A 19835-nucleotide genomic window follows, 5' to 3' on the forward strand; every position below is an offset into this window, starting at 1 on the left:
GGAGGCTGAGGGTGGGGTGTATCAGTCCTATGTTAAAGAAGTGGAGTCGCGCTAGCGTGTTGTTATTTGGCTATGTGCAGGCTGTAAACTAGAAGAGTGATGTCCGAATAGCTATGCTAGTGGAGAGCACAAAAAATTTCTAGGCTAGATGTGGCGATTCACCCCTAGTGGAACTGTACTTGTTCCTGACTCAGGGATAAAGCGGTGGTGCTGTTGATGTGTTTACAGATGCGTCAGGTGCCAAATTTCCGGGAGCAGTGGCAGTTGGGCCGACAACGCCAAATGCAGTTGGGTCAAATGCAATGAGGATGCCAAATATTCCTAGCAATCAAACGTAGGAGGAACCGGCTCTATGATGGATTACTTGCCTGAGGCCGCTCGTATCACTCAGCCCAGAGGCGAAATTATTATTAATGGCACTCCCGCTAACTCGATGTATGGGGGTGATGATGAAGTGATTGTAAGTCTAGATGTTTGTTTGAGTTTGATTAATTTTGCGTGTGCAAAATACATGAAAAATCATCCAGAGGATGATCAGATTGTAAAAGATATTTTTGATAAAACAAGTGAGAGATTGGGTAGCATTAACGGAGTGTAATATTGGATTTCTCATATTTGAAGTGAGGTGGGAGTTAGGGAAACGTAGGAAAGCATAGGGCCGCGTGAGCTTACCTATGAGGTCATGTCAGGCGAAGTTAGGTGGTTTGTAACTACAACTCCGAAAAGAGAGGGAGATAATGTTTGTTAGGTCGGTGCCAGATAGTATTGAGCTTTTGGGGTTTTTGAGTTGGATCCTGTGGCAGAAAATAAGCAGGACCTACATTTCTCATATAGATATACTGATGCCGATAATGTTACGGTTGTTTTTCTTATTGCGAGGTCGCAGGGTGGGTTCAGGTTGTTTTGGAATTTCAGGGGCGCGAAATGTCTCGATTCTTGTGTGAGTGTGTTTCTTGTTTTGAAATAAGGCGAGATGGTGTTGGGGAAATTTTAAGTGCTGAGGTTATGTTTGGGGGTGTGAGGCATGATTTTTCATTAAGAGTGAATCCTTTTGTGAGTTTTAATTGCTCAAATTTGGAGATGTAAGAATGGGTGTGAAGGAAAATATGGGGGGCACATTTTACAGGGGGGGCGTCCCTAAAAATAGGTAATGCAATGAAATTAATGATTAATTCCCCTGAGGATTTATTGTTTCAATCCTTGGTGCAGCAACAAAATGTGCTCTGTCTTTGTAAGATAGGTATTAATTTTGAAGTGCATTTCCCATGCTTGCAATATGAAAAATTTGGGCTCGTTGAGGATTGGGACAGAAAGGAGTTGGAGTGGCGAGCCCCTGCAGGAGCAGGTGGAGCATGGACGCATCATAGATGCTGCTTGATTTCACTTGAGCCAGTATCTGATGGTGTATACAAAATTGAAGATCTCTCAATGTTTTATGAAGATATGGGATGGTTGCCAGTTCTCAAAAACTCTATATATGTGACGCCTGTCGGTATTTGGGATGAAGAGTAAGTTGAGTCGAGAGAATGGAAGTAAAGGGAACGATGCCTCCCAGTATTGAGTAGCATGTGACTTTAGAGTCCAATCAATCATACACGGAGATTGGACATGAAGATAACTACTCCGCAAAGATCCAGTGGTAAGCCAGGAAAAATTTTGACGATATCGATAAAGGCATTAAATAATATTTGTGGGTTTGATTTTTTTAACAGAAGGCTGAGTATGAAAATTGTGTTTCAAAATTGCTTTATTGATGTTTTTTCCATTTATTGGGTTGATGGGAAGGCATTTTCTTAGGGTTGCCAGCAGGGCACGGAGGTTTGATTTTTTATGACTCTTCTCAAGTAGAAGTTGTAGACGCTACATATGGCAAATAGATTGGTATTTTGTTGGCTTAATCAGATTAAGGGGTCTATCATTGGTCGATGATTGAAGAGCAATTGCTGGATGATTTGTTAGAGTCTGATGAGGATGCCTATCGTAGATTTTTGGAGATTATTAAAGAGGAGGGGCTTATTGATGCTGGATGCTGATAAAAAGGGAGTGATGGTTTGTGCGCATTGATGCTTTAGTAAATGGAAAATTGTGTCCTTGTTAGTGGCTTTGATAAAGAGGTTGAGATAAGTTGCTGTTTTGCAATGGTCTCAGGGGGCGGGTTCTTGGTAGAGAGTAAGGAAGACGCGTTCTCTATGAAAAATGCCATAAAAATCCAGCATCTCGATCTTGAAAAAATACTTTTCTCCTTGGTTCCTGCCCTCGGTGGGAGTGAGTTCAGCTATTTGTGTGATGCAAGCATAATTGGTACCCTGCGGAAAAGTGAGGATGTAAAATTCCAAGGAGAGATTGTTGATATTAAAAAATTTAATTTAATTGTTAGCGGCCTGTGTTTTAATATTTTTTAAATTTAACGGATTGTTGTGGGCGTAAAGGCTGCCCTGCTTGCGGGGTTTGCATTGAGAGAAGATTAATGTAATCCTGAGCTAAATTCATACCGGTTTGGTTGTTTTTCAATAAAGATCTACTTTGATGAATGGAATTTCTGGAAGCGAAGATGTGTTACACCATTCGGGAAGTGGAAAAGGTGGCGGAGCAAGCCGCTTCGGATTTGCGCGGAAATAAATTTTTTTATCTAATAGGGTAATGAATGGCAACGTATTCTTTTCTTGATGAAATGAAAAGTGATTTTCTAGAAATTATTAACGAAAAGTCTTCTAGTGCTATTGATGATTTGTCGATTGACTATGGTGCATCACTAGAAAATTTGCTATTGAAGTATATGGCACTTTGCCAGTCTAGAGCTGCTCTGCTTTCTGGTGCGAAAAGTGTTAACGATGAGTTGGCAATGCAATCGGCGTTGCTAAGGCTAAGGAGCTACGCTATGGGCTTGTCAAGTTTGTTTGATGCAATTGCTGATGATGCGGAAACTATACTTAAAACAGGGGAGTGGCCGGAGCTGCCTGAAGGATATGAACTGCCAGATTGCTATGGTAATTTTGGGAATGATTAGTTGTTAGGGTTGTTGTGCTCGTTTTAATGAACTTAGACAATAGCTAATTCGCCTGCAATAGGGGGGGGTGACAGGGGTGTGTGTGGCTCTATCTCAAATTGAGCAGCAGAAACTACAAAGAGTACTTGGAGCAGGCTGTGAGGTGACTGTTTGTCGTGAAAGCATGCTGATGAGAGGTGGAATGCAAGTATGCTGCAGAATGAATAGGGTTGATTGAGTGAGCTCTTGGAGCCTTTGAGATGAGCGATGATTTGTTAGTGCAAATAGCTAGTCTGCCGGATAGAAATAATGTTGTTTTTGAAATATTTCAGAATGATAGACAGTTAGCAGAGGTTTATTATGAATCTGAGGACGAGGGAGTTAGGATTCAAATTTTCCCACTGAAGGATGGAGTGGTTGACTTGGATCTTGCGGATTTTATTTCAGCCTTGATCAAGGCAAAAAATAATTTGGTAAATGGTTAGGCTTCCTTTTGATTGGGCAATGGCACTATTGAGTGCCATTGCCTTTTAAAGATGGAGAAGCCATGACCTGGTTCTGGCAAGACTTCGCCGTACAAATTCCTAACAGGGTGGGTACTGGTCTCAATAGTGCAGATTTAAAATATTCCTATAGATATGTTGATTTAATTGCCGCTGCATTTTGCAATAAGAATTACGATAGGAAGGCAAGCTTGTTTTCGCCACTCTATCGCTGTGGAGCGATCTAGGTTTTATATGGGAATGGATTCGGACTTGGATTGTGGCTTGCATGTGGCGCATGAGGCTCCGAGCAATTTTTGCAAGCCCGCTTTCCGGAGTGCATGAGAAAGTGCCAATGTCGCGCATTCGCGCTTTTTCTATGTGCTCCCACCATGCCCATTCAACGCCCCGGCCTTAAACTGAATCTCCCTCCTTTGAATATGGGCGCGCCTGCCGCCAGTGTGCCAGCGCCGTCCAGCGCTGATCATCTTCGCGCCAATATGGAAGGCTTGCGTCAGCAACTGCGGGCGATGCCGCCCGCTGATTTTCGCGAGGCCCAGCACGCTCCGGATTATGCCGGCATGCGGCAAAGCGGTTTCGCCTGCATGAGCCATGGCTTCATGTTGAGCAGCGGCGGGCAGGATGTGTTCATGCATGCCCGGCGCGAGCAGGCGCAGAATCAGGGCGAATTCGCCGGCGATAAATTCCATCTCAGCGTGCAGCGGGACTTGGTGCCGCAGGCGCTTCAAGCGCTGTCCGGCTTGTTGTTTTCGGAGTCCAGCCCGATTGATAAATGGAAAGTGACGGATATGGCGCACGTGGAGCCGGAGGCCAGAGTAGGAGCGGGCGCGCAGTTGACTTTGTACGTGAAGCCCGATGGCGCGGATTCACATTACAGCGCGCAGGGTTTGAGCCAGGTGCGCCAGTTTGTGGAGCGCCTGGAAACGACTTTGGCTGAGCACGGCATTGAGCCGGGCCAGCATCCGGAGTCCGATGTCCGTCCTGAACACTGGCGCTACGCCAGTTACCGCAATGAATTGCGCAGCGGCAGGGAAGGCGGCGATGCGCAAAGCCAGGCCTTGCGCGAGGAGCCGTTTTATCGGCTGATGACGGAGTAAGGCTGGGGCCGCCATGTCGCGCCCCTTTAACAGCCAGGGGCGCGCGATGGTTTTAGAACCTGTTTACGATCTGCTGCGCGTCGTGAGACGTGGCACGGTGAGTACCACTTCGAAATGCTCATGTACCACCTGTACATCCCGCTTTCTCTGCTGTTTTCGCCTGGTCTCGCCTTAGCTCGCGAGATCGTAAACACGTTCTTAGAACGAGTAAATCAGCCCTACGCCCAGCGAACGGATTTCGGCGTCGTAGAAACTGATGTCGGCGTTGGATTTGCCGTAGGCCGCGCTGACGAAGGCGGACAGCGCTTTCTCGCCGAACAGCTGATGGCGCAGGTAGTTGAGGTCGACGGCGTAGGCGTTGCTGTCGGCTTTTTTATTGCCGAACAGCGGGTTGCTCTGGTCGAAGCGCTGTTTGCGGAATTGCAGGCCGGCGCTGAAGGTGTTGAGGTCGCTGCTGTAGGCGTAGTCCAGGCTCAGGCCGTAGCTCTTGTTGCTCATCGCGCCGCCGTCCAGCTTGTCCTTGCCCCAGCTCAGACCCGGGGTCAGCGTTTGATTGGGGGCGAACGCCCATTCATAGCCCGCTTTCAGCAAGGTGGCGTCGCCGTTGCGGTTCAGCGTGGCGCGGTCCGCCGCGCTGAGGCCGGCCACGCTCTGGCCGCTGCGCTCGTCGTCTATCTTGATGTTGCGCTGGGTCAGCTGGGCCTTGAAGCCGGTGCCCATGATGTTTTCCCAGCCCAGCAACAGGCCGGTGGATTTGCGTTTGGTGCCGTCGCGGTCCACGCCCACGAGGTAGGGATCGGTCCAGGTGTTTTTGCTGAGGCCGCCGTAGAGCAGGCCGGCGGAGACGATGCCGTTGTTGCCCACTTGCTGGCGCACGCCCAGTTCCAGGGTGTCGTCCATGCCCAGCGGGTCGTGAATCTGGCTGTCGAACACGATCTGGGTGCGGCTGGCGGCGAAGGTGTAGCTGAGATCCAGCACCGGCAGCGCGAAGGAGTCATTGTGGGACTCCGGCGCGCTGTTCAGGCTGTTGGTTCTTTGGTTTTTGTCCCCCTTGAAGAGGTTGGATTTGACGCGGTTGCCGCCCACGCCCAGGCCGATGCTGCCGGAGAAGCCGTTTTCTTCCGGTATCGGGTCCGCCACTGCGAGTTGAGCCGCCAACAAAGCCGACAAGCCTACGCATATAGTGCGCATATTCATCATCCTCAAAATAAAAGAGCTGCCATGGTTTCCGCCGACGCCGCGCCAAACCGCATGGCGGGCATCGCTTGTTTATGCAAAATGAATTGACTGTCCATATTAAGCCGGGGACCGGTCGAAATGTCGCTTCTCCCGCAAATTAAGCCGGAGATTGCTTTGTTTGAGCCGCGGCTTGTTGCGGAATTGCCATCGGCGGGCCTGCCGCCCGCAAGCCGGAAAGACTGTCGCTTTGCGGACTAAGCGGGTCCGCGGCAAGGCCGCCGATGCGATGGGGAAAGCGGTTTGTTTTTGTGCATATATTAAGTTTGTGGCGGAGTTTGATGCAAGAGGCGCTGCAACGCCGCCTCGTAGGTGTTGAGCCGGTCGATGTACTCGAACACGTCCAGCGGCGCGATGCTTTGCGTCAGCACTTGCTCGATCAGATGGAAGAAGCCGGTCCAGCAAGCGCTGGCCGCGTCCGGGGCGCTGAAGTCGACGTCTTCGGCAATGCGCGCCAGCAGGAAGCGGTCCGCGCTGCCGGGGTTGTCTTGCAGGAAAACGAGGTAATGGCCCGCGTACTCCCGTCCCAGCAGATAGGCTTGGCGGCGATCGGCCAACGGCGGCACTGTCCAGCAGTGGGGCCGGGCCTGGCCGGGCAGTTGCGCGGCGAAGGGCAGCGCATGGTAAGGCAGGGGTTGGGGATCGGGCTGATAACGGCGGCGAAGGGGGTGATTGCGTTTCATGAAGAGGCTCCTTTGCGAGGTTCATGCCCGCGACTCCGCTCTCATTCGGGATGGCGAGCACGTGACAGGGTTGAGAGACCGGCGCAAAGGACCCGGCAGACCATGAAGGCCTCCCCGCCACGGCTTGCCGAAAAATGGGCGCAGCAATGGCGCCGGTTGCGCTGAACAACCGGGAATCTTTGCAGAACGGGCTCTCAATCCCGGTGCCTGTAATCTCAAGCACGGGCGCATTATTGCCGGCTCGCGGCGTGCTAGGCAAGCGCGGCGTTTCGCCCGGACCGAGGTGCGCGGACCCGGGGTGGCGGGCGGAGCTGGAAATATTGGTGGTAGTATTGAACGATCAGCAACCATGCCGTGAAAGGGCTGGCATGACGAGGATTCGCCGCTTTGCCTGGGCCGTGCCGCTGTTGCTGGTCTTGTCCGCCTGTTCGCAGCAGCGTTCCGCCGATGGTTCGCTCCAACGCCGGCTGGATCTGCAGGAAGCGCTGGCTTTCGTGCATCAGGATGTGCCGCTGGCCGGCAACCATCTGGTGCTGCGCTCTTCGCTGGGCGGGCGCTTCGAGCTGAAATTCTATGATCGCCAACTGGTGGCGCCGCTGGACGCGCAATGGCGCCGGGTGCGCATCGCGGACGCCCGCGTCGTCGGCGAGGACGCGCTGGTGCTGTTGCGCGCGGACGATGCGGAATGCGCGCCGGCTTACCGCCTGCTGCAAGTGCGCGACTACCGGGTGCGCAGTTGGACGCTGGTGGCCAGCTGCAATCAGGAGGGGGCGATGACGGTGGACGAGGACGGCGGAGCATGGCGGGCGCGTCAGGCGCGCAATCGCTTGAACGCGATGCTGTGGACCTGGCGCGGCGGCGAGCTGGAGGCCAGGTTGGAGCGCCCGGCCTCGGCCTATGATTCGCCGCGGACGCTTTCCCGCGGCGGCGGGCGGGTCGCGCGCGGTCCGCGCGGCGGCCGCGGCGAGATGCCGGACAGCGAGCGAGGGCTGCCTCCGGCGGAGTAGGCGCTTAGAACCTGATCAAAGTCTGCTGCGCTTCAGCGATACGGCGTTGAAAACGACTTCAGAATGCTCATGTACCACCTGTACATTCCGCTTTCTCAGCCGCAACGCCTTGTCTCGCCCTTGCTCGCGAGACTTTGAACAGGCTCTAAGACCCGCTCACAAAACCCCTGACCCCGCGTTGCGCCTCCTTGTCGTACGACTTGTACTGCCTGCGTCGGCGCGCCTTGGCTCAGGTACGCTGCGCGGTTTTGTTAGCGGCGCTTAGAACGTGTTTACGATCTCGCGAGCTAAGGCGAGACAAGGCGTTGCGGCTGAGAAAGCGGAATGTACAGGTGGTACATGAGCATTTCGAAGCGGTGCTCACCGTGCCACGTCTCACGACGCGCAGCAGATCGTAAACAGGTTCTTATTGCGCCGGCGTCACTCGCACCTTGATGCTGCGCTCCAGCTGCACATTGCTGCGGCTGACGCCGATGAGCACGGTTTCCTGGCCGCCTTGGTCGCGGCCTATGCCGCCCACGGTCAACCATTCGCCCACCGCGCCTTCCACGGTGGTGGCCAATTTGGCGCTGTCCAGGTTCTGGCCGTTGAAGGCTTGCTGGCTGGCGGCCAGTTCCAGCGTCACCCGCTGGCCGTGCAGCCGCGGCCGGGCGTAGAAGCCGGTGACGGCGTCCTGGTAGCGCACGCCCACCACTGGCCGGCCGTCAGGGCCGAACATCAGCCAGGGCAGCGGCCGGCTGCTGCCTATCTCGATGAAGCCGGTTTTGCCGTCCAGCATGCGCAGCGCCTGACTGGCTTGCAGCCGGGTGTTGGACTGGCTGGCGCCGCCGGCGATCACCACCTGGCTGCCGGGGCGCACCGTCATCGGCTTGCCGGTGCTGATGCTGTAGCCGCCGCCCTGTACCTGGCCGCCCAATTGCACCGCGGATTTGCTCTCTCGGCTGACGCCGTCCTGGGTCACTTCCACCAGCAGGGACGAGGATTTGACGTCCAGCTGGCGGATCAGCCGGCGCAATTCGGCGCTGCGGCCGGGCGGGGCGTCCAGGATCAGCTGGTTGCCCAGCGCGCCCAGTTTTTCGCCGTCGCGCAGTTGCGGCCGCAAGGCGGCGGCCACTTCGTCGCCGTCGCGCCAGTTGAGGGTGATCACGTCGGCGGCGTTGGCCGCGGCGGCGAGGCCGAGCAAAGCGGCCGCGATCAGGGTTGTCTTGCTAGATTTCATGTCACAAATCCTTGCCGGAGCGCCAGATGGCCCAGACCAGCCACACGCTGTTGAACATGGCCAGCATGAAGCCGACGAAGCCGAAGAAGGGCAGGCCGAACAATTTGGGCCCGGCGTTGACGGTCATCACGATGGAGGAGCCGATGATCAGACAGCCGGTGACGATGCCCATGGTCAGCCGGTTGGTGCTGCGGTCCAGTTGACGGCCGAAGCTGTCCAGCCGCTGCAGGTCCAGATTGACGCGGAACTTGCCGTGGCGCATGTCCTTGCCCATGCGCATCAGGTCTCGCGGCAGGCTGGAGAGCATGGTCAGCGCTTCGCCCAGCGAATGGCGGCCGCGTTTGAGCAGGGCCGCCGGGTGGTAGCGGGCGATGGAGAGCTCGCGCACAAAGGGGGTGATGTGGGCGATGAGCTGGAAATCCGGGTCCAACTGGCGGCCCAGGCCTTCCAGGGTGATCAGCGCCTTGAACAACATGGCCATGTCCGGCGGCAGCAGGATGGAGTGGTCGCGGATCAGCGCCATGATGTCGGCGATCAGCTGGCTGATGTTAATGCCCTTGAGCGGCACGTGTTCGTACTGGAACAGAAATTCGCCCACGTCGTGGGCGAACTGGCGTTCGTTGACCGGGGTGTTGCCGGTCCATTCGATCAGCACGTCGATGATGCCGGCTTCGTCGCGGTTGGCCACGGCGGCGAGCAGATCGACGATTTCATCGCGGCGGCCATGGCTGATGCGGCCCACCATGCCGAAGTCGATGAAGGCGATGCGGTGTTCGGGCAGGAAGAAGACGTTGCCCGGATGCGGGTCCGCGTGGAAGAAGCCGTGGATCAGAATCATCTTCAACACCGCGTCCGCGCCGCGCTGGGCCAGCAGCACCGGGTCCAGGCCGCTGTCGGCGAGTTGTTCCAACCGGGCGGCCGGCACGCCGGCGATGTAGTCCTGCACGTTGACGGCGGCGTTGGTGTAGTCCCAGTAGACCTTGGGCACCTGGACTTCCGGATCGTCGGCGAAGTCGCGGGCGAAGCGTTCCGAATTGCGGGCTTCCACCGCCAGGTCCATTTCCCGCTTCAGCGAGCGGGCGAACTGGCCGACGATTTCCACCGGCTGAAAGCGGCGCACGTCGGGAAATTCTAGTTCCAGCAGGCCGGCCAGGTGGTTGAGGATGCGCAGGTCGGCTTCCACCTTGTCCACAATGCCGGGGCGGCGCAGTTTCACCGCCACGTCGCTGCCGTCGTGCAGGGTGGCGCGGTGCACCTGGGCGATGGAGGCGGAGCCTATGGGGTTGAAGTCGAAGTGGGCGAACACGTTTTCAGGCTCGTCGCCCAGCGCGGCCTTGACCAGGCGGCGCACCGCTTCCGGACGCACCGGCGGCACCCTGTTCTGCAGTTTTTCAAACTCGGCGATCCAGTCCGGCGGGAACACGTCCACGCGGGTGGAGAGAATCTGGCCCAGCTTGATGAAGGTGGGGCCCAGTTCTTCAAAGGCCAGGCGCACGCGCACCGGGGTGGGCGGGCGGTTTTCCGCCTCCGGCAGGTTGAGGTTCAGCCATTGGCCGGCCTTTTCCACCGCGCGCGGTAATTTTAGCCTTTGGGCGAATTCGCCCAGGCCGTGACGGATCAGAATGCCGCTGATTTCCTTCAGTCGCGGCAGGTCGCGCATGGCGATCAGGGTTTCTCTCAGCATCGGTTCTGCCTTGTGGGCATTGGGTTTTCGCTCAAAAACAAAGGCTTGCCGTCCGGGCGCGCCGGCGCCGTCCCGTCGCGCGGTTTCGCCGCCGGCCATGCCAGTGCGATGGATTGTACGCCATTAGTGCCGGCTGTCTCGTCCAAGGTTCAAGCGGGCCGGCCCAAAGCGCTGGAAACGGCCTGCCTGCGGCTTTACACTACCGCCCCCGTCCGATAGAGTTCGGCCTATGAAATTGCAACTCCGCTTAATGACTCTGGTGCTGGCGGGCTTTATGGTATTCGCTGAAGCGGCGCCGGAAAAGGCCCCTCCGGAAGGGCGCCCCGCGGCGGAAGCTAGCGCGCAGTCTGGCCAGGACGACCCCATCTCGAAATTCTCCTCCCCCGCGGAAGACGCGGTGGGGGATTTGTTGTTGCAAGCCATGAGCCTATTGGGCGTGGCCTATCGTTTCGGCGGCAACTCGCCGGAAAACGGCCTGGATTGCAGCGGCTTTATCCGCTATGTGTTTCAAAAGTCCTTGAAAGTGAATCTGCCGCGCACTTCCGCTGAAATGGCCCGCGTTGGGAAATCCATCAACCGCAGCGAACTCGTGCCCGGCGATCTGGTCTTTTTCAATACCCGCGGCTTCAGTTATTCCCATGTCGGCATGTATATGGGCAACGGCAAATTCATCCACGCGCCGCGCACCGGCAAGAATATCGAAGTGGCCAACATCAACCAGAGTTACTGGAATGGCCGCTTCAACGGCGCGCGACGGGTGAACCGCAGCACGGCGGCGCAGGCGGCGGACACTTCCGACGATCTGACCGTGGCGACGCCGACGCGTAAGGCCGCGGCGGTAAGCGCTCCGGCGGCGAAGTGCCGCAAGGGCAAGAAGTGCAAGCCGGAGGTCTCCGCCAAGAAGGGCGGCAAGGCCGAAGCCAAGAAGTCCGGCAAGAGCGGCGGTAAAGCCGCGGCCAAGAAGGGCGGCAAGGCGGCCGGCGGCGCCAAGAAAAAAGCCAAGCGTTGATTGGCGGCTTAAGCTGATAAGGATGCAGGAACAACATTGCCCGCGTTGCGGGCAATGTGCTTTGGAGCGAAACGATGGCATTGAAAGTGGACATACCGGTGTGGAAAGACCCGCAAGGCAATGTGGTGGCCTGCGTGGAGAAGCTGAAAGTGATGCAGGAAAACCTGGAGGAGCTGGCCCAGTTGGCGCAGGACGCCTTGGAGGACGCGGTGCTGATGGGCTGCGACGAAGGCCAGGTCAAGGATTTCCTGGTGCAGGTGATGCAAAGCCTGCACAACCCTTATCAAGGGCGCTGAGCGCCGTTTTCATCCACCCCCTCGGGCTACGCGCGGCGAGCCCGCGACTCGCTCCGGAAAGGAGCTTTTTTGATGCAGTGGCCTTTTGAAGCCTTTATCGGCCTGCGTTATCTGCGGGCCAAGCGCCGCAACGGTTTCATTTCCTTCATTTCCCTGATTTCCATCGTCGGCATCGCCCTGGGCGTGGCCGCGCTGATCATCGTGCTGTCGGTGATGAACGGCTTCCAGAAGGAAATCCGCGGCCGCATTCTGAGCGTGGCCTCGCATCTGGAGGTGAGCACTTACGACGGCCGGCTGGATCATTGGCGGCAGGTGGCCCAGCTGGGCGGCGCGCAGCCGCATGTGCTGGCCGGCGCGCCCTTCGTCAACAGCCAGGGCCTGTTTACCGCTTACGGCAATGTGCGCGGCGGCCTGGTGCGCGGCATCGAGCCGGCGCTGGAGGACAAGGTGGTGGACGTGGGCCAGCACATGGTGACCGGCAAGCTGGAGAATTTGCGCCCCGGCGAGTTTGGCGTGGCGCTGGGCGCGGAGCTGGCGCGCCAGCTCAATGTGGGCCTGGGCGACAAGGTGATGCTCTTCGTGCCGCAGGGCATGATCACGCCGGCGGGCATGTTGCCGCGTTCCAAGCAGTTCACCGTGGTGGGCATCTTCAAGGTGGACATGTTCGAGTTCGATTCCTCCTTGGCGATGGTGAACCTGCGCGACGCCCAGGTGTTGTCGCGGATGGGGGACAGCGTCAGCGGCGTGCGCTTCAAGCTGGACGATCCGATGCTGGCGCCCACGGTGAAGCAGGCGCTGCGCGCCAAACTGCCGCAAAACCTGGTGACGGATTGGACCGACACCAATTCCAATTACTTCCGCGCGGTGCAGATCGAAAAAAGGATGATGACCATCATTCTGACGCTGATCGTGGCGGTGGCGGCGTTCAATCTGGTGTCCACGCTGGTGATGGTGGTGACGGACAAGCAGGCGGATATCGCCATTTTGCGCACCCTGGGCGCGTCGCCGGCCAGCATCATGAAAGTCTTCATGATTCAGGGTTCGGTGGCCGGGGTGCTGGGCACCTTGTCCGGCGTGGCCTCGGGCGTGTTGATCGCCTTGAACCTGGACGTGATCGTGCCGCTGATCGAACGCGTCATCGGCAGCAAAATTTTGTCCAGCGAGGTGTATATGATCGACTACCTGCCGTCCGACGTGCAGTGGGGCGATGTGTCCACCATCACCCTGATTTCCCTGCTGCTGGCCTTGTTCGCCACGCTGTATCCCAGCTGGCGCGCGGCGCGCACGCAACCGGCGGAGGCCTTGCGCTATGAGTAATGTGTTGTCGTGCCAAGGGCTGGGCAAGTCCTATAACGAAGGCAAGCTGCAGCTGACGGTGTTGTCCGATGTCAGCCTGACGGTGGAGAAGGGCGCCAGCCTGGCCATCGTCGGCGCGTCCGGCTCCGGCAAGAGCACGCTGCTGCACCTCTTGGGCGGGCTGGACACGCCCAGCCAGGGCCGCGTGGAGGTGTTGGGGCGGGATCTGGCGACGATGTCCGAGTCGGAGCGCGGCCGGATGCGCAACGCCTCCTTGGGCTTTGTCTATCAGTTCCATCATCTGCTGCCGGAATTCAGCGCGCTGGAAAACGCGATGATGCCGCTGCTGATCCGCCGCATGCCGCGCAAGCAGGCCGAGCGGGAGGCCGGCGAGATGCTGGGCCGAGTGGGCCTGGGCCAGCGCTTGCAGCACAAACCGGGCGAACTGTCCGGCGGCGAGCGTCAGCGGGCGGCGATTGCGCGCGCGCTGGTGACCCGGCCCGCCTGCCTGCTGGCGGACGAGCCCACCGGCAATCTGGACGTGCACACCGCCAAGCAGGTCTTCGATCTGATGCTGGAGCTGAACCGCACGCTGGGCACCAGCCTGATCATCGTCACCCACGATCTGGAGCTGGCGGCGCGCACTCAGCGCACGCTGCGGCTGAACGAGGGCCGGCTGATGGATATGGAGCAGGAGCGCGCGGCCGCCGGCCAGGCGCTTTGATGTTTAGAAACCGGTTCACGCTCCGTCGCAAGGCGAGCGGCGCGTCGGTCCGCTCTTGGCGGCGGCCCCGCTTCTGCTCGCTAGACTTTGAGCCGGTGCTTTGAAAACCGAGCAAACCAACTCTGGGAGAAACCACATTGCTGTTCAAGCGTGAAGAAATCGACTTCGATGCCTTGCTGGATATTTTGCAAACCCCGTCCGGCCTGATGGAGTCGGCGATAGGCGCCTTGTGCGTGTTCATCGCTTTCTATCTGGCCCGTTTCGCCTTCAAACAGTTTTTTGATCACAATCCGGAGCGCTATGAGCGCTTCTTGCCCTATGTGGGCTTCCGCCTGGTGTTGCCGGTGGCGGCGCAGGCGCTGGTGATGCTGTCCCGCTCCGCCTGGGTGCATCTGCTGCACGAGCGCGCGATGGTGCTGCACTTGCTGAGCGCGATGCTGTTCTGGCTGACCCTGATCCGGCTGTGCTGCGCGGTGGTGCGTCAGGCGCTACCCAAGGGGCGTTTCGAACGCCATACCGAGCATTTCCTGGCCACGGTGCTGTGGCTGGGCTTTGTCAGCTGGGCCATCGGCTTCGACATGGTGGTGATCGAGTGGCTGGAGTCGATGTCGTTCTCGGTGGGTAAAAGCCGCCTGAACATGTTGACCATACTCAACGGTCTGTTGTGGGTGTCCATCATCGTGGTGGTGGCCTTGTGGGCCAGCCGCCTGATCGAATCCCGCTTGATGAATTTGAAGCATCTGGACCCCAGCTTGCGCATCGTGTTCGCCAAGCTGACCCGCACCGGGCTGCTGATCGCCGCGGTGCTGATCGCGCTGCCGGTGGTGGGCATCGATCTGACTGTGCTGTCGGTGTTCGGCGGCGCGGTGGGTATCGGCCTGGGTTTCGGCTTGCAGAAGATCGCCAGCAACTTCGTGTCCGGCTTCATCATCCTGCTGGACCACTCCATCCGCATCGGCGACCGGCTGATGGTGGAGAACCGCGTCGGCTACGTGACCAAGATGACTTCCCGCTACGTGGTGCTCAAGGGCGCGGACGGCACCGAGGCGCTGATTCCCAACGATTCGCTGATGTCCAATACCGTGGTCAACCAGTCGTATTCCGACAAGAGCATGTGGACCAGCTTGCCGGTGTCCGTGGCTTACGGCACGGATCTGGACAAGGCGCTGGCGCTGTTGCAGCAGGCGGCCGACCATCCGCGAGTGCAGAAGGACCCGGCGCCGCGCGGCTTCGTCACCTTGTTTGCAGACAGCAGCATCAATCTGGAGCTGGGTTTTTGGGTGGCGGACCCGGAAAACGGTTTCATGGGCTTGAAATCCGATCTGAATATGGCAATCTGGCGGCTGTTCCAGCAACATGGCATACAAATGCCGTTCCCGCAGCGGGAAATCCGCATTCTCAACGATAAGCCGCAAGACTAAGGCAGGGGAGACGCCGCCATGGCAGGCAAACGCTTGGCAATCATAGACGACGACGCCGCGGTGCGGGAGTCGCTGGTATGGCTGCTGGACGGCCAGGGTTATCTGGCCAGCGGCTTCGACAGCGCGGAGGAGTTTCTGGCCTGCCCGGACGGCGGCGACTTCAACGGCATCATCCTGGACCTGCGCCTGTCCGGCATGAGCGGCATCATGCTGCTGGAAAAGCTGGCCGGCTGGCCTTACTGTCCGCCGGTGATCATGCTCACCGCCCACGGCGACGTGCCGCACGCGGTGGCGGCGCTGAAGCTGGGCGCGTTGGATTTCATGGAAAAGCCTTTCGACGACGAGCGCTTGCTGGAGCGCGCCGAGGCCGCGGTGCTGCGCGACGAGCAGAACCGCCTGCTGCACGGCCGCCGCAGCAAGGTGTCCGCCGCGCTGTCCTTGCTGACGGACCGCGAACGCGAAGTGATGCAGCTGATCCTCACCGGCAAGCTCAACAAGCAGATCGCCGAGGAACTGACCATCAGCATGAAAACGGTGGAAGTGCACCGCGCCCGCGTGTTCGACAAGATGGGCGTCAAGTCCGCAGTGGAGCTGGCCGGCCTGCTGGCCAGCCAGAGCCCGGCCAACGGAGGCAAGCGCTGATGGGCGACAAACAACCGGTGTCGGTGCTGGTGGTGATTCACACTGCGGACGGCCAGGCGCTGTTGATCGAACGCGCCGACAAGCCCGGCTACTGGCAATCCGTGACCGGCAGCCGCGAAGGCGAGGAAGCCTTGCGCGACACCGCGCTGCGCGAACTGGCCGAGGAAACCGGCCTGATCCTGGCGCGCGACGACGCCCGGCTCAGCGACTGGGGCCTGGTCAACCGCTACGAAATCTATCCTCACTGGCGCCACCGTTATCCGGACGGCGTCACCCACAACGACGAGCATGTGTTCGGCCTGTGCCTGGAGCGGCCGCAGACGGTGACGCTGGCGCCGCGCGAGCATCTGGCCCAGCTCTGGCTGCCGTGGGACGCGGCCGCCGACAAGGTGTTTTCGCCGTCCAACGCCGAGGCGCTGCGGCTGCTGCCGCACAGGCTGGCGCCGGCGACGGCGCGGCCATGAAGCCGCTGATCTGGCTGGCCGAGGACGAGGCCGGCATCGCCGACACCCTGATTTACACGCTGGAGACGGACGGCTTCGACGTCGAGTGGTTCGAGCGCGGCCTGCCGCTGCTGGAGCGGCTGGAGCGGGCCGTCCCGGCGCTGTGCATCCTGGACGTGGGCCTGCCGGACATCAACGGTTTCGATCTGTGCCGCCGCTTGCGCGAGCGCGCCGATGTGCCGCTGATGTTCCTGACCGCGCGCAGCGAGGAAATGGACCGCATCATCGGCCTGGAGATCGGCGCCGACGACTATGTGGCCAAGCCGTTTTCGCCGCGCGAAGTCAGCGCCCGCGCGCGCACCATCCTGCGGCGCTACGCCAAGGGCCAGGCGCCGGCCGCCGCGCCGGCGCCCGCCGGTTTCGAACTGGACGAGGCGCGCGCCTGCGTCCATTTCGCCGGCCGCAAGCTGAACCTGACCCGCTACGAATACCTGCTGCTGAAAACCCTGCTGGCGGAGCCGGGCCGGGTGTTTTCGCGCCAGCAGCTGATGGAGAGGGTGTGGCGCGACGCCGAGGACAGCTTCGACCGCACCGTGGACACCCACGTCAAGACCCTGCGCGCCAAGCTGCGCGACATCGACCCCGACGCCCAGCCCATCCAGACCCATCGCGGCCTGGGTTACAGCCTGGGCGAGTGAGATGCGCTTCGGCCTGCGGCTGTTCCTCGGCTATTTCCTGATCGTGGCGGTGGCCGGCTGGTTCGTGTTGGCCATTTTCACCCAGGAAGTGAAGCCGGGCGTGCGGCGCGCCACCGAGGGCACGCTGGTGGACAGCGCCAATGTGCTGGCCGGCATCGCCGCCGCCGACCTGGCCGACGGCGACATCGCCAAGGGACGCTTGGCCCGCGCCTTCCGCGACAAGGCGCGGCCGCCCATCGCCGCCAATATTTCCGGCATCGTCAAAAACAATATGGAGTTCCGCGTCTACGTCACCGACGCGCGCGGCGTGGTGATCTTCGACTCCAGCGGCCGCGATCTGGGGCGGGACTACTCGCGCTGGAACGACGTCTACCGCACGCTGCGCGGCGAATACGGCGCGCGCAGCACCCGCAGCAGGCCGGACGACGAAAACAGCAGCGTGATGCACGTGGCCGCGCCGGTGCGCCTGGACGGGCGCATCGTCGGCTCGCTGACCGTGTCCAAGCCCAATGTGACGATGGAGCCGGTGATCCGCCGCAGCGAGCGCAAGATCATGCTGGCCGGCGGCGCGCTGCTGGGCGCGGCCTTGCTGATAGGCGCGGTGATGGTGTGGTGGATCAACCGCTCCATCCGCCGGCTGGTGGGCTACGCTGAGGCGGTGGCGGCCGGCCAGCCGGCCAATGTGCCGCGGCTGGGCAGCCCGGAACTGGACAGCCTGGGCCTGGCGGTGGAGGCGATGCGGCGCAAGCTGGAGGGCAAGGCCTATGTGGAAGGCTATGTGCACACGCTGAGCCATGAATTGAAAAGCCCGCTGGCGGCGATACGGGGCGCCGGCGAACTGCTGCGGGAAGACCCGCCGCCGGACACGCGCCGCCGCTTCGTCGACAACATCCTGGCGCAGAGCCTGCGCATGCAGCAGTTGATCGAAAGGCTGCTGTGGCAGGCGCGGGTGGAGTCGCGGCTGCGGCCGGACGCCCAGCCGCTGGACTGGCCGGCCTTGATCGCGGAAACCGTGGACGGCAAGGCGCTGGCCGCCGCCGGGCGCGGCGTGAGCTTGGTTTGCCGGCTGGCGCCGGCCCGGCTGAACGCGGACCGCCTGCTGCTGGCGCAGGCGCTGTCCAATCTATTGGACAACGCGCTGGAGTTCAGCCCGCCCGGCGGCGTCATCGAATTGAGCGGCGCGCCGGAAGAGGGCGGCTATCTGCTCCGCGTGCGCGACCACGGGCCGGGCGTGCCGGATTACGCGCTGGAACGGGTGTTCGAGCGCTTTTATTCTCTGCCGCGGCCGGACAGCGGCAAAAGCACCGGCCTGGGCCTGAGCCTGGTGCGCGAAGTGGCCCAGCTGCACGGCGGCCGCGCCGAACTGGCCAACCACGCCGACGGCGGCGCCGAGGCGCGGCTGTGGCTGCCGGCGGGCTGAGCCCGCTTCGATAGCGAGCGGCTTCGGCCAACTTCACCGAGACTTCACTCGGGCTCATTCCCGCTTCATCGCCTGGATTTAGGCTGTCTCCCGTCATGCAACCAGGAGACAAGCGATGAAGAAAAACCCCTTATTGACCAAGATACTGATCCTGCTGGCGCTGTCCTTGGCGCTGCTGGTGCCGGTGAGCGCGATCAGCAATCTGATTTCCGAGCGCAAGCACTACCAGGAAGAAGCGGTGGAAAAAGTGGTGGCCAGCACCAGCGGCGAGCAAACCGTGATCGGCCCGGTGCTGGTGATCCCCTATGTGGAAACCGTGGAGGAGAAACAGAACGGCAAGACGCAAAGCGTCAAGCACGAACTGGAACGCTATGTGCTGCCGCGCCAGCTGGCGGTGGACGGCAAGCTCAAGGTCAGCCCGCGTTCGCTGGGCATTTATCAGGCGCTGATCTTCGGCAGCGAGGCCGGTTTCAGCGGCCATTTCGAGATCCCGCCGCAGCCTGAGCTGCTCAAACCGTCGATTCAGCTGAAAACCCCCTATCTGGCGGTGGGCATCAGCGATCCGCGCGGCATCGGCAAAGTGCCGCAGCTGAGCGCCGGCGGCAAGCCGCATCCTTTCGCGGCCGGCGCCGGCCTGCCGCGGATGAGCGAGGGCATACACGCGCCGCTGCCGCAGTTGCTGGACTTCGCCAAGCCGCAGACGCTGCCGTTCGCCTTCCAACTCAATTTGCAGGGCACGCGCAGCATCAGCTATGTGCCGGTGGGCGAGAGCAGCACGCTGAGCCTGACGTCCAACTGGCCGCACCCCAGCTTCATCGGCAACTTCCTGCCGGTGCAACGCAGCGTGGACGCCAAGGGCTTCAAGGCGCAATGGGAGAGCAGCTGGTTCGCCAATAATCTGAACGACCGTTTCCAGCAGGCCGCCTTCAGCGACGGCAAATCCGGCCTGAGCGCCTTGCCGTCCTTCAGCACCGGCCTGGTGCAGCCGGTGGACCAGTACCAGCAGAACGAACGCTCGGTCAAATACGCGGTGCTGTTCATCGGTCTGACCTTCTTGTCATTCTTCCTGCTGGAAACGCTGCGCAGCCTGCGCGTGCACCCCATCCAGTACGTGCTGGTGGGCATGGCGCTGGTGATGTTTTTCCTGATTCTGCTGGCCTTGTCCGAACACCTGGGCTTCGGGCCGGCCTATCTGCTGGCGGCGACGGCCTGCGTCGGACAGATAGGCTTCTACGTCAGCCACATCCTGGGCGGCTGGAAACGAGGCCTGGGTTTCGCCGGACTGATCAGCCTGTTGTACGCGGTGCTGTACGGCCTCTTGCAGTCCGAAGACAACGCCTTGCTGCTGGGCAGCTTGCTGCTCTTCGCCGCGCTGACCGCCATCATGACGCTGACCCGGCGGCTGGATTGGTATCGCTTCTCCGCGCGGAGCGAGGAGGCCGCCGCGCCGCTGGAGCCGCCCCAGCCTTGA

21 protein-coding genes are annotated in these 19835 nt (G+C 60.0%); 17 read left to right on the forward strand and 4 right to left on the reverse strand.

Going from position 1 to position 19835, the window contains the following annotated elements; genetic code table 11:
* Nucleotides 1–352 precede the first annotated feature (352 nt).
* The 6 genes from cdiI (at nt 353) to DB032_RS07760 (ending at nt 4586) form a co-directional block, all read left to right on the forward strand.
* A complete protein-coding gene (cdiI, locus tag DB032_RS07735) occupies nt 353–598 on the forward strand; it encodes a ribonuclease toxin immunity protein CdiI (protein WP_107798965.1) in 246 nt (81 codons plus the stop codon).
* A gap of 557 nt (nt 599–1155) precedes the next feature.
* Nucleotides 1156–1512 (forward strand): hypothetical protein, encoded by a 357-nt coding sequence (locus DB032_RS07740; RefSeq protein ID WP_199225844.1) that lies wholly within the window; start codon nt 1156–1158, stop codon nt 1510–1512.
* A 563-nt stretch (nt 1513–2075) separates the two neighbouring features.
* Entirely contained in the window at nt 2076–2402 is a 327-nt protein-coding gene (locus DB032_RS07750; protein ID WP_146176608.1) for a hypothetical protein, read from the forward strand.
* Nucleotides 2403–2644: 242 nt separating this feature from the next.
* Nucleotides 2645–3007, forward strand: a complete 363-nt coding sequence (locus tag DB032_RS07755; RefSeq protein WP_107798967.1) for a hypothetical protein — start codon at nt 2645–2647, stop codon at nt 3005–3007.
* Nucleotides 3008–3246: 239 nt separating this feature from the next.
* Nucleotides 3247–3471 (forward strand): hypothetical protein, encoded by a 225-nt coding sequence (locus DB032_RS23610; RefSeq protein WP_146176609.1) that lies wholly within the window; start codon nt 3247–3249, stop codon nt 3469–3471.
* A 314-nt stretch (nt 3472–3785) separates the two neighbouring features.
* Nucleotides 3786–4586: a type III secretion system effector phosphothreonine lyase gene (locus DB032_RS07760; protein ID WP_304529378.1), complete on the forward strand. Its 801-nt coding sequence runs from the start codon at nt 3786–3788 to the stop codon at nt 4584–4586.
* 198 nt (nt 4587–4784) lie between these two features.
* Here DB032_RS07760 and DB032_RS07765 read toward each other — a convergent pair whose 3' ends face one another.
* Nucleotides 4785–5777, reverse strand: a complete 993-nt coding sequence (locus tag DB032_RS07765; protein WP_158274260.1) for a DUF2860 family protein — start codon at nt 5775–5777, stop codon at nt 4785–4787.
* A 305-nt stretch (nt 5778–6082) separates the two neighbouring features.
* Nucleotides 6083–6505, reverse strand: a complete 423-nt coding sequence (locus tag DB032_RS07770) for a hypothetical protein (protein ID WP_107798970.1) — start codon at nt 6503–6505, stop codon at nt 6083–6085.
* 368 nt (nt 6506–6873) lie between these two features.
* On the opposite strand from DB032_RS07770, the gene DB032_RS07775 reads away from it, so the two are divergent.
* Nucleotides 6874–7512, forward strand: a complete 639-nt coding sequence (locus DB032_RS07775) for a hypothetical protein (RefSeq protein WP_107798971.1) — start codon at nt 6874–6876, stop codon at nt 7510–7512.
* A 406-nt stretch (nt 7513–7918) separates the two neighbouring features.
* On the opposite strand, the gene DB032_RS07780 is transcribed toward DB032_RS07775, so the two are convergent.
* Nucleotides 7919–8731, reverse strand: coding sequence for a hypothetical protein (locus tag DB032_RS07780; protein WP_233246664.1), 813 nt, complete (start codon nt 8729–8731; stop codon nt 7919–7921).
* Between the two features lies 1 nt (nt 8732).
* Nucleotides 8733–10415 carry an AarF/ABC1/UbiB kinase family protein gene (locus DB032_RS07785; RefSeq protein ID WP_107798972.1) on the reverse strand — a complete coding sequence of 561 codons (1683 nt, stop codon included), beginning with the start codon at nt 10413–10415 and terminating at the stop codon, nt 8733–8735.
* Nucleotides 10416–10644: 229 nt separating this feature from the next.
* Here DB032_RS07785 and DB032_RS07790 point away from each other — a divergent pair, with 229 nt between their 5' ends.
* From DB032_RS07790 to creD, 10 genes are all read left to right on the forward strand, one after another.
* Entirely contained in the window at nt 10645–11424 is a 780-nt protein-coding gene (locus tag DB032_RS07790) for a C40 family peptidase (RefSeq protein ID WP_107798973.1), read from the forward strand.
* Between the two features lie 74 nt (nt 11425–11498).
* Nucleotides 11499–11720, forward strand: a complete 222-nt coding sequence (locus DB032_RS07795) for a hypothetical protein (protein ID WP_048415208.1) — start codon at nt 11499–11501, stop codon at nt 11718–11720.
* A gap of 72 nt (nt 11721–11792) precedes the next feature.
* Nucleotides 11793–13037, forward strand: a complete 1245-nt coding sequence (locus DB032_RS07800) for a lipoprotein-releasing ABC transporter permease subunit (RefSeq protein WP_107798974.1) — start codon at nt 11793–11795, stop codon at nt 13035–13037.
* Nucleotides 13030–13740 carry a lipoprotein-releasing ABC transporter ATP-binding protein LolD gene (gene lolD, locus DB032_RS07805; protein WP_107798975.1) on the forward strand — a complete coding sequence of 237 codons (711 nt, stop codon included), beginning with the start codon at nt 13030–13032 and terminating at the stop codon, nt 13738–13740. Before DB032_RS07800 ends, lolD begins: the two co-directional genes overlap by 8 nt.
* 137 nt (nt 13741–13877) lie before the next feature.
* Complete coding sequence (locus DB032_RS07810) at nt 13878–15161, forward strand: mechanosensitive ion channel family protein (protein WP_233246665.1); 1284 nt, start codon at nt 13878–13880, stop codon at nt 15159–15161.
* Nucleotides 15162–15179: 18 nt separating this feature from the next.
* Nucleotides 15180–15803, forward strand: coding sequence for a response regulator transcription factor (locus DB032_RS07815; RefSeq protein ID WP_019100757.1), 624 nt, complete (start codon nt 15180–15182; stop codon nt 15801–15803).
* On the forward strand, nt 15803–16267 hold the full coding sequence (gene nudB, locus DB032_RS07820; RefSeq protein WP_107798976.1) for a dihydroneopterin triphosphate diphosphatase: 465 nt from the start codon (nt 15803–15805) through the stop codon (nt 16265–16267). The genes DB032_RS07815 and nudB overlap by 1 nt, the downstream gene beginning before the upstream one ends.
* Nucleotides 16264–16944, forward strand: coding sequence for a two-component system response regulator CreB (creB, locus tag DB032_RS07825; RefSeq protein WP_107798977.1), 681 nt, complete (start codon nt 16264–16266; stop codon nt 16942–16944). The genes nudB and creB overlap by 4 nt, the downstream gene beginning before the upstream one ends.
* Before the next feature lies 1 nt (nt 16945).
* Nucleotides 16946–18364, forward strand: a complete 1419-nt coding sequence (creC, locus tag DB032_RS07830; protein ID WP_107798978.1) for a two-component system sensor histidine kinase CreC — start codon at nt 16946–16948, stop codon at nt 18362–18364.
* Nucleotides 18365–18479: 115 nt separating this feature from the next.
* On the forward strand, nt 18480–19835 hold the full coding sequence (gene creD / locus DB032_RS07835) for a cell envelope integrity protein CreD (protein ID WP_107798979.1): 1356 nt from the start codon (nt 18480–18482) through the stop codon (nt 19833–19835).

It is taken from the genome of Chromobacterium sp. Panama (assembly GCF_003052555.1).
GTDB lineage: Bacteria > Pseudomonadota > Gammaproteobacteria > Burkholderiales > Chromobacteriaceae > Chromobacterium.

Coding starts and splice junctions, on each gene's coding strand:
- cdiI (WP_107798965.1), top strand. CDS start 353: ATGATGGATTACTTGCCTGAGGCCGCTCGTATCACTCAGCCCAGAGGC.
- DB032_RS07740 (WP_199225844.1), top strand. CDS start 1,156: ATGAAATTAATGATTAATTCCCCTGAGGATTTATTGTTTCAATCCTTG.
- DB032_RS07750 (WP_146176608.1), top strand. CDS start 2,076: ATGGAAAATTGTGTCCTTGTTAGTGGCTTTGATAAAGAGGTTGAGATA.
- DB032_RS07755 (WP_107798967.1), top strand. CDS start 2,645: ATGGCAACGTATTCTTTTCTTGATGAAATGAAAAGTGATTTTCTAGAA.
- DB032_RS23610 (WP_146176609.1), top strand. CDS start 3,247: ATGAGCGATGATTTGTTAGTGCAAATAGCTAGTCTGCCGGATAGAAAT.
- DB032_RS07765 (WP_158274260.1), bottom strand. CDS start 5,777: ATGCGCACTATATGCGTAGGCTTGTCGGCTTTGTTGGCGGCTCAACTC.
- DB032_RS07770 (WP_107798970.1), bottom strand. CDS start 6,505: ATGAAACGCAATCACCCCCTTCGCCGCCGTTATCAGCCCGATCCCCAA.
- DB032_RS07775 (WP_107798971.1), top strand. CDS start 6,874: ATGACGAGGATTCGCCGCTTTGCCTGGGCCGTGCCGCTGTTGCTGGTC.
- DB032_RS07780 (WP_233246664.1), bottom strand. CDS start 8,731: ATGAAATCTAGCAAGACAACCCTGATCGCGGCCGCTTTGCTCGGCCTC.
- DB032_RS07785 (WP_107798972.1), bottom strand. CDS start 10,415: ATGCTGAGAGAAACCCTGATCGCCATGCGCGACCTGCCGCGACTGAAG.
- DB032_RS07790 (WP_107798973.1), top strand. CDS start 10,645: ATGAAATTGCAACTCCGCTTAATGACTCTGGTGCTGGCGGGCTTTATG.
- DB032_RS07795 (WP_048415208.1), top strand. CDS start 11,499: ATGGCATTGAAAGTGGACATACCGGTGTGGAAAGACCCGCAAGGCAAT.
- DB032_RS07800 (WP_107798974.1), top strand. CDS start 11,793: ATGCAGTGGCCTTTTGAAGCCTTTATCGGCCTGCGTTATCTGCGGGCC.
- lolD (WP_107798975.1), top strand. CDS start 13,030: ATGAGTAATGTGTTGTCGTGCCAAGGGCTGGGCAAGTCCTATAACGAA.
- DB032_RS07815 (WP_019100757.1), top strand. CDS start 15,180: ATGGCAGGCAAACGCTTGGCAATCATAGACGACGACGCCGCGGTGCGG.
- nudB (WP_107798976.1), top strand. CDS start 15,803: ATGGGCGACAAACAACCGGTGTCGGTGCTGGTGGTGATTCACACTGCG.
- creB (WP_107798977.1), top strand. CDS start 16,264: ATGAAGCCGCTGATCTGGCTGGCCGAGGACGAGGCCGGCATCGCCGAC.
- creC (WP_107798978.1), top strand. CDS start 16,946: ATGCGCTTCGGCCTGCGGCTGTTCCTCGGCTATTTCCTGATCGTGGCG.
- creD (WP_107798979.1), top strand. CDS start 18,480: ATGAAGAAAAACCCCTTATTGACCAAGATACTGATCCTGCTGGCGCTG.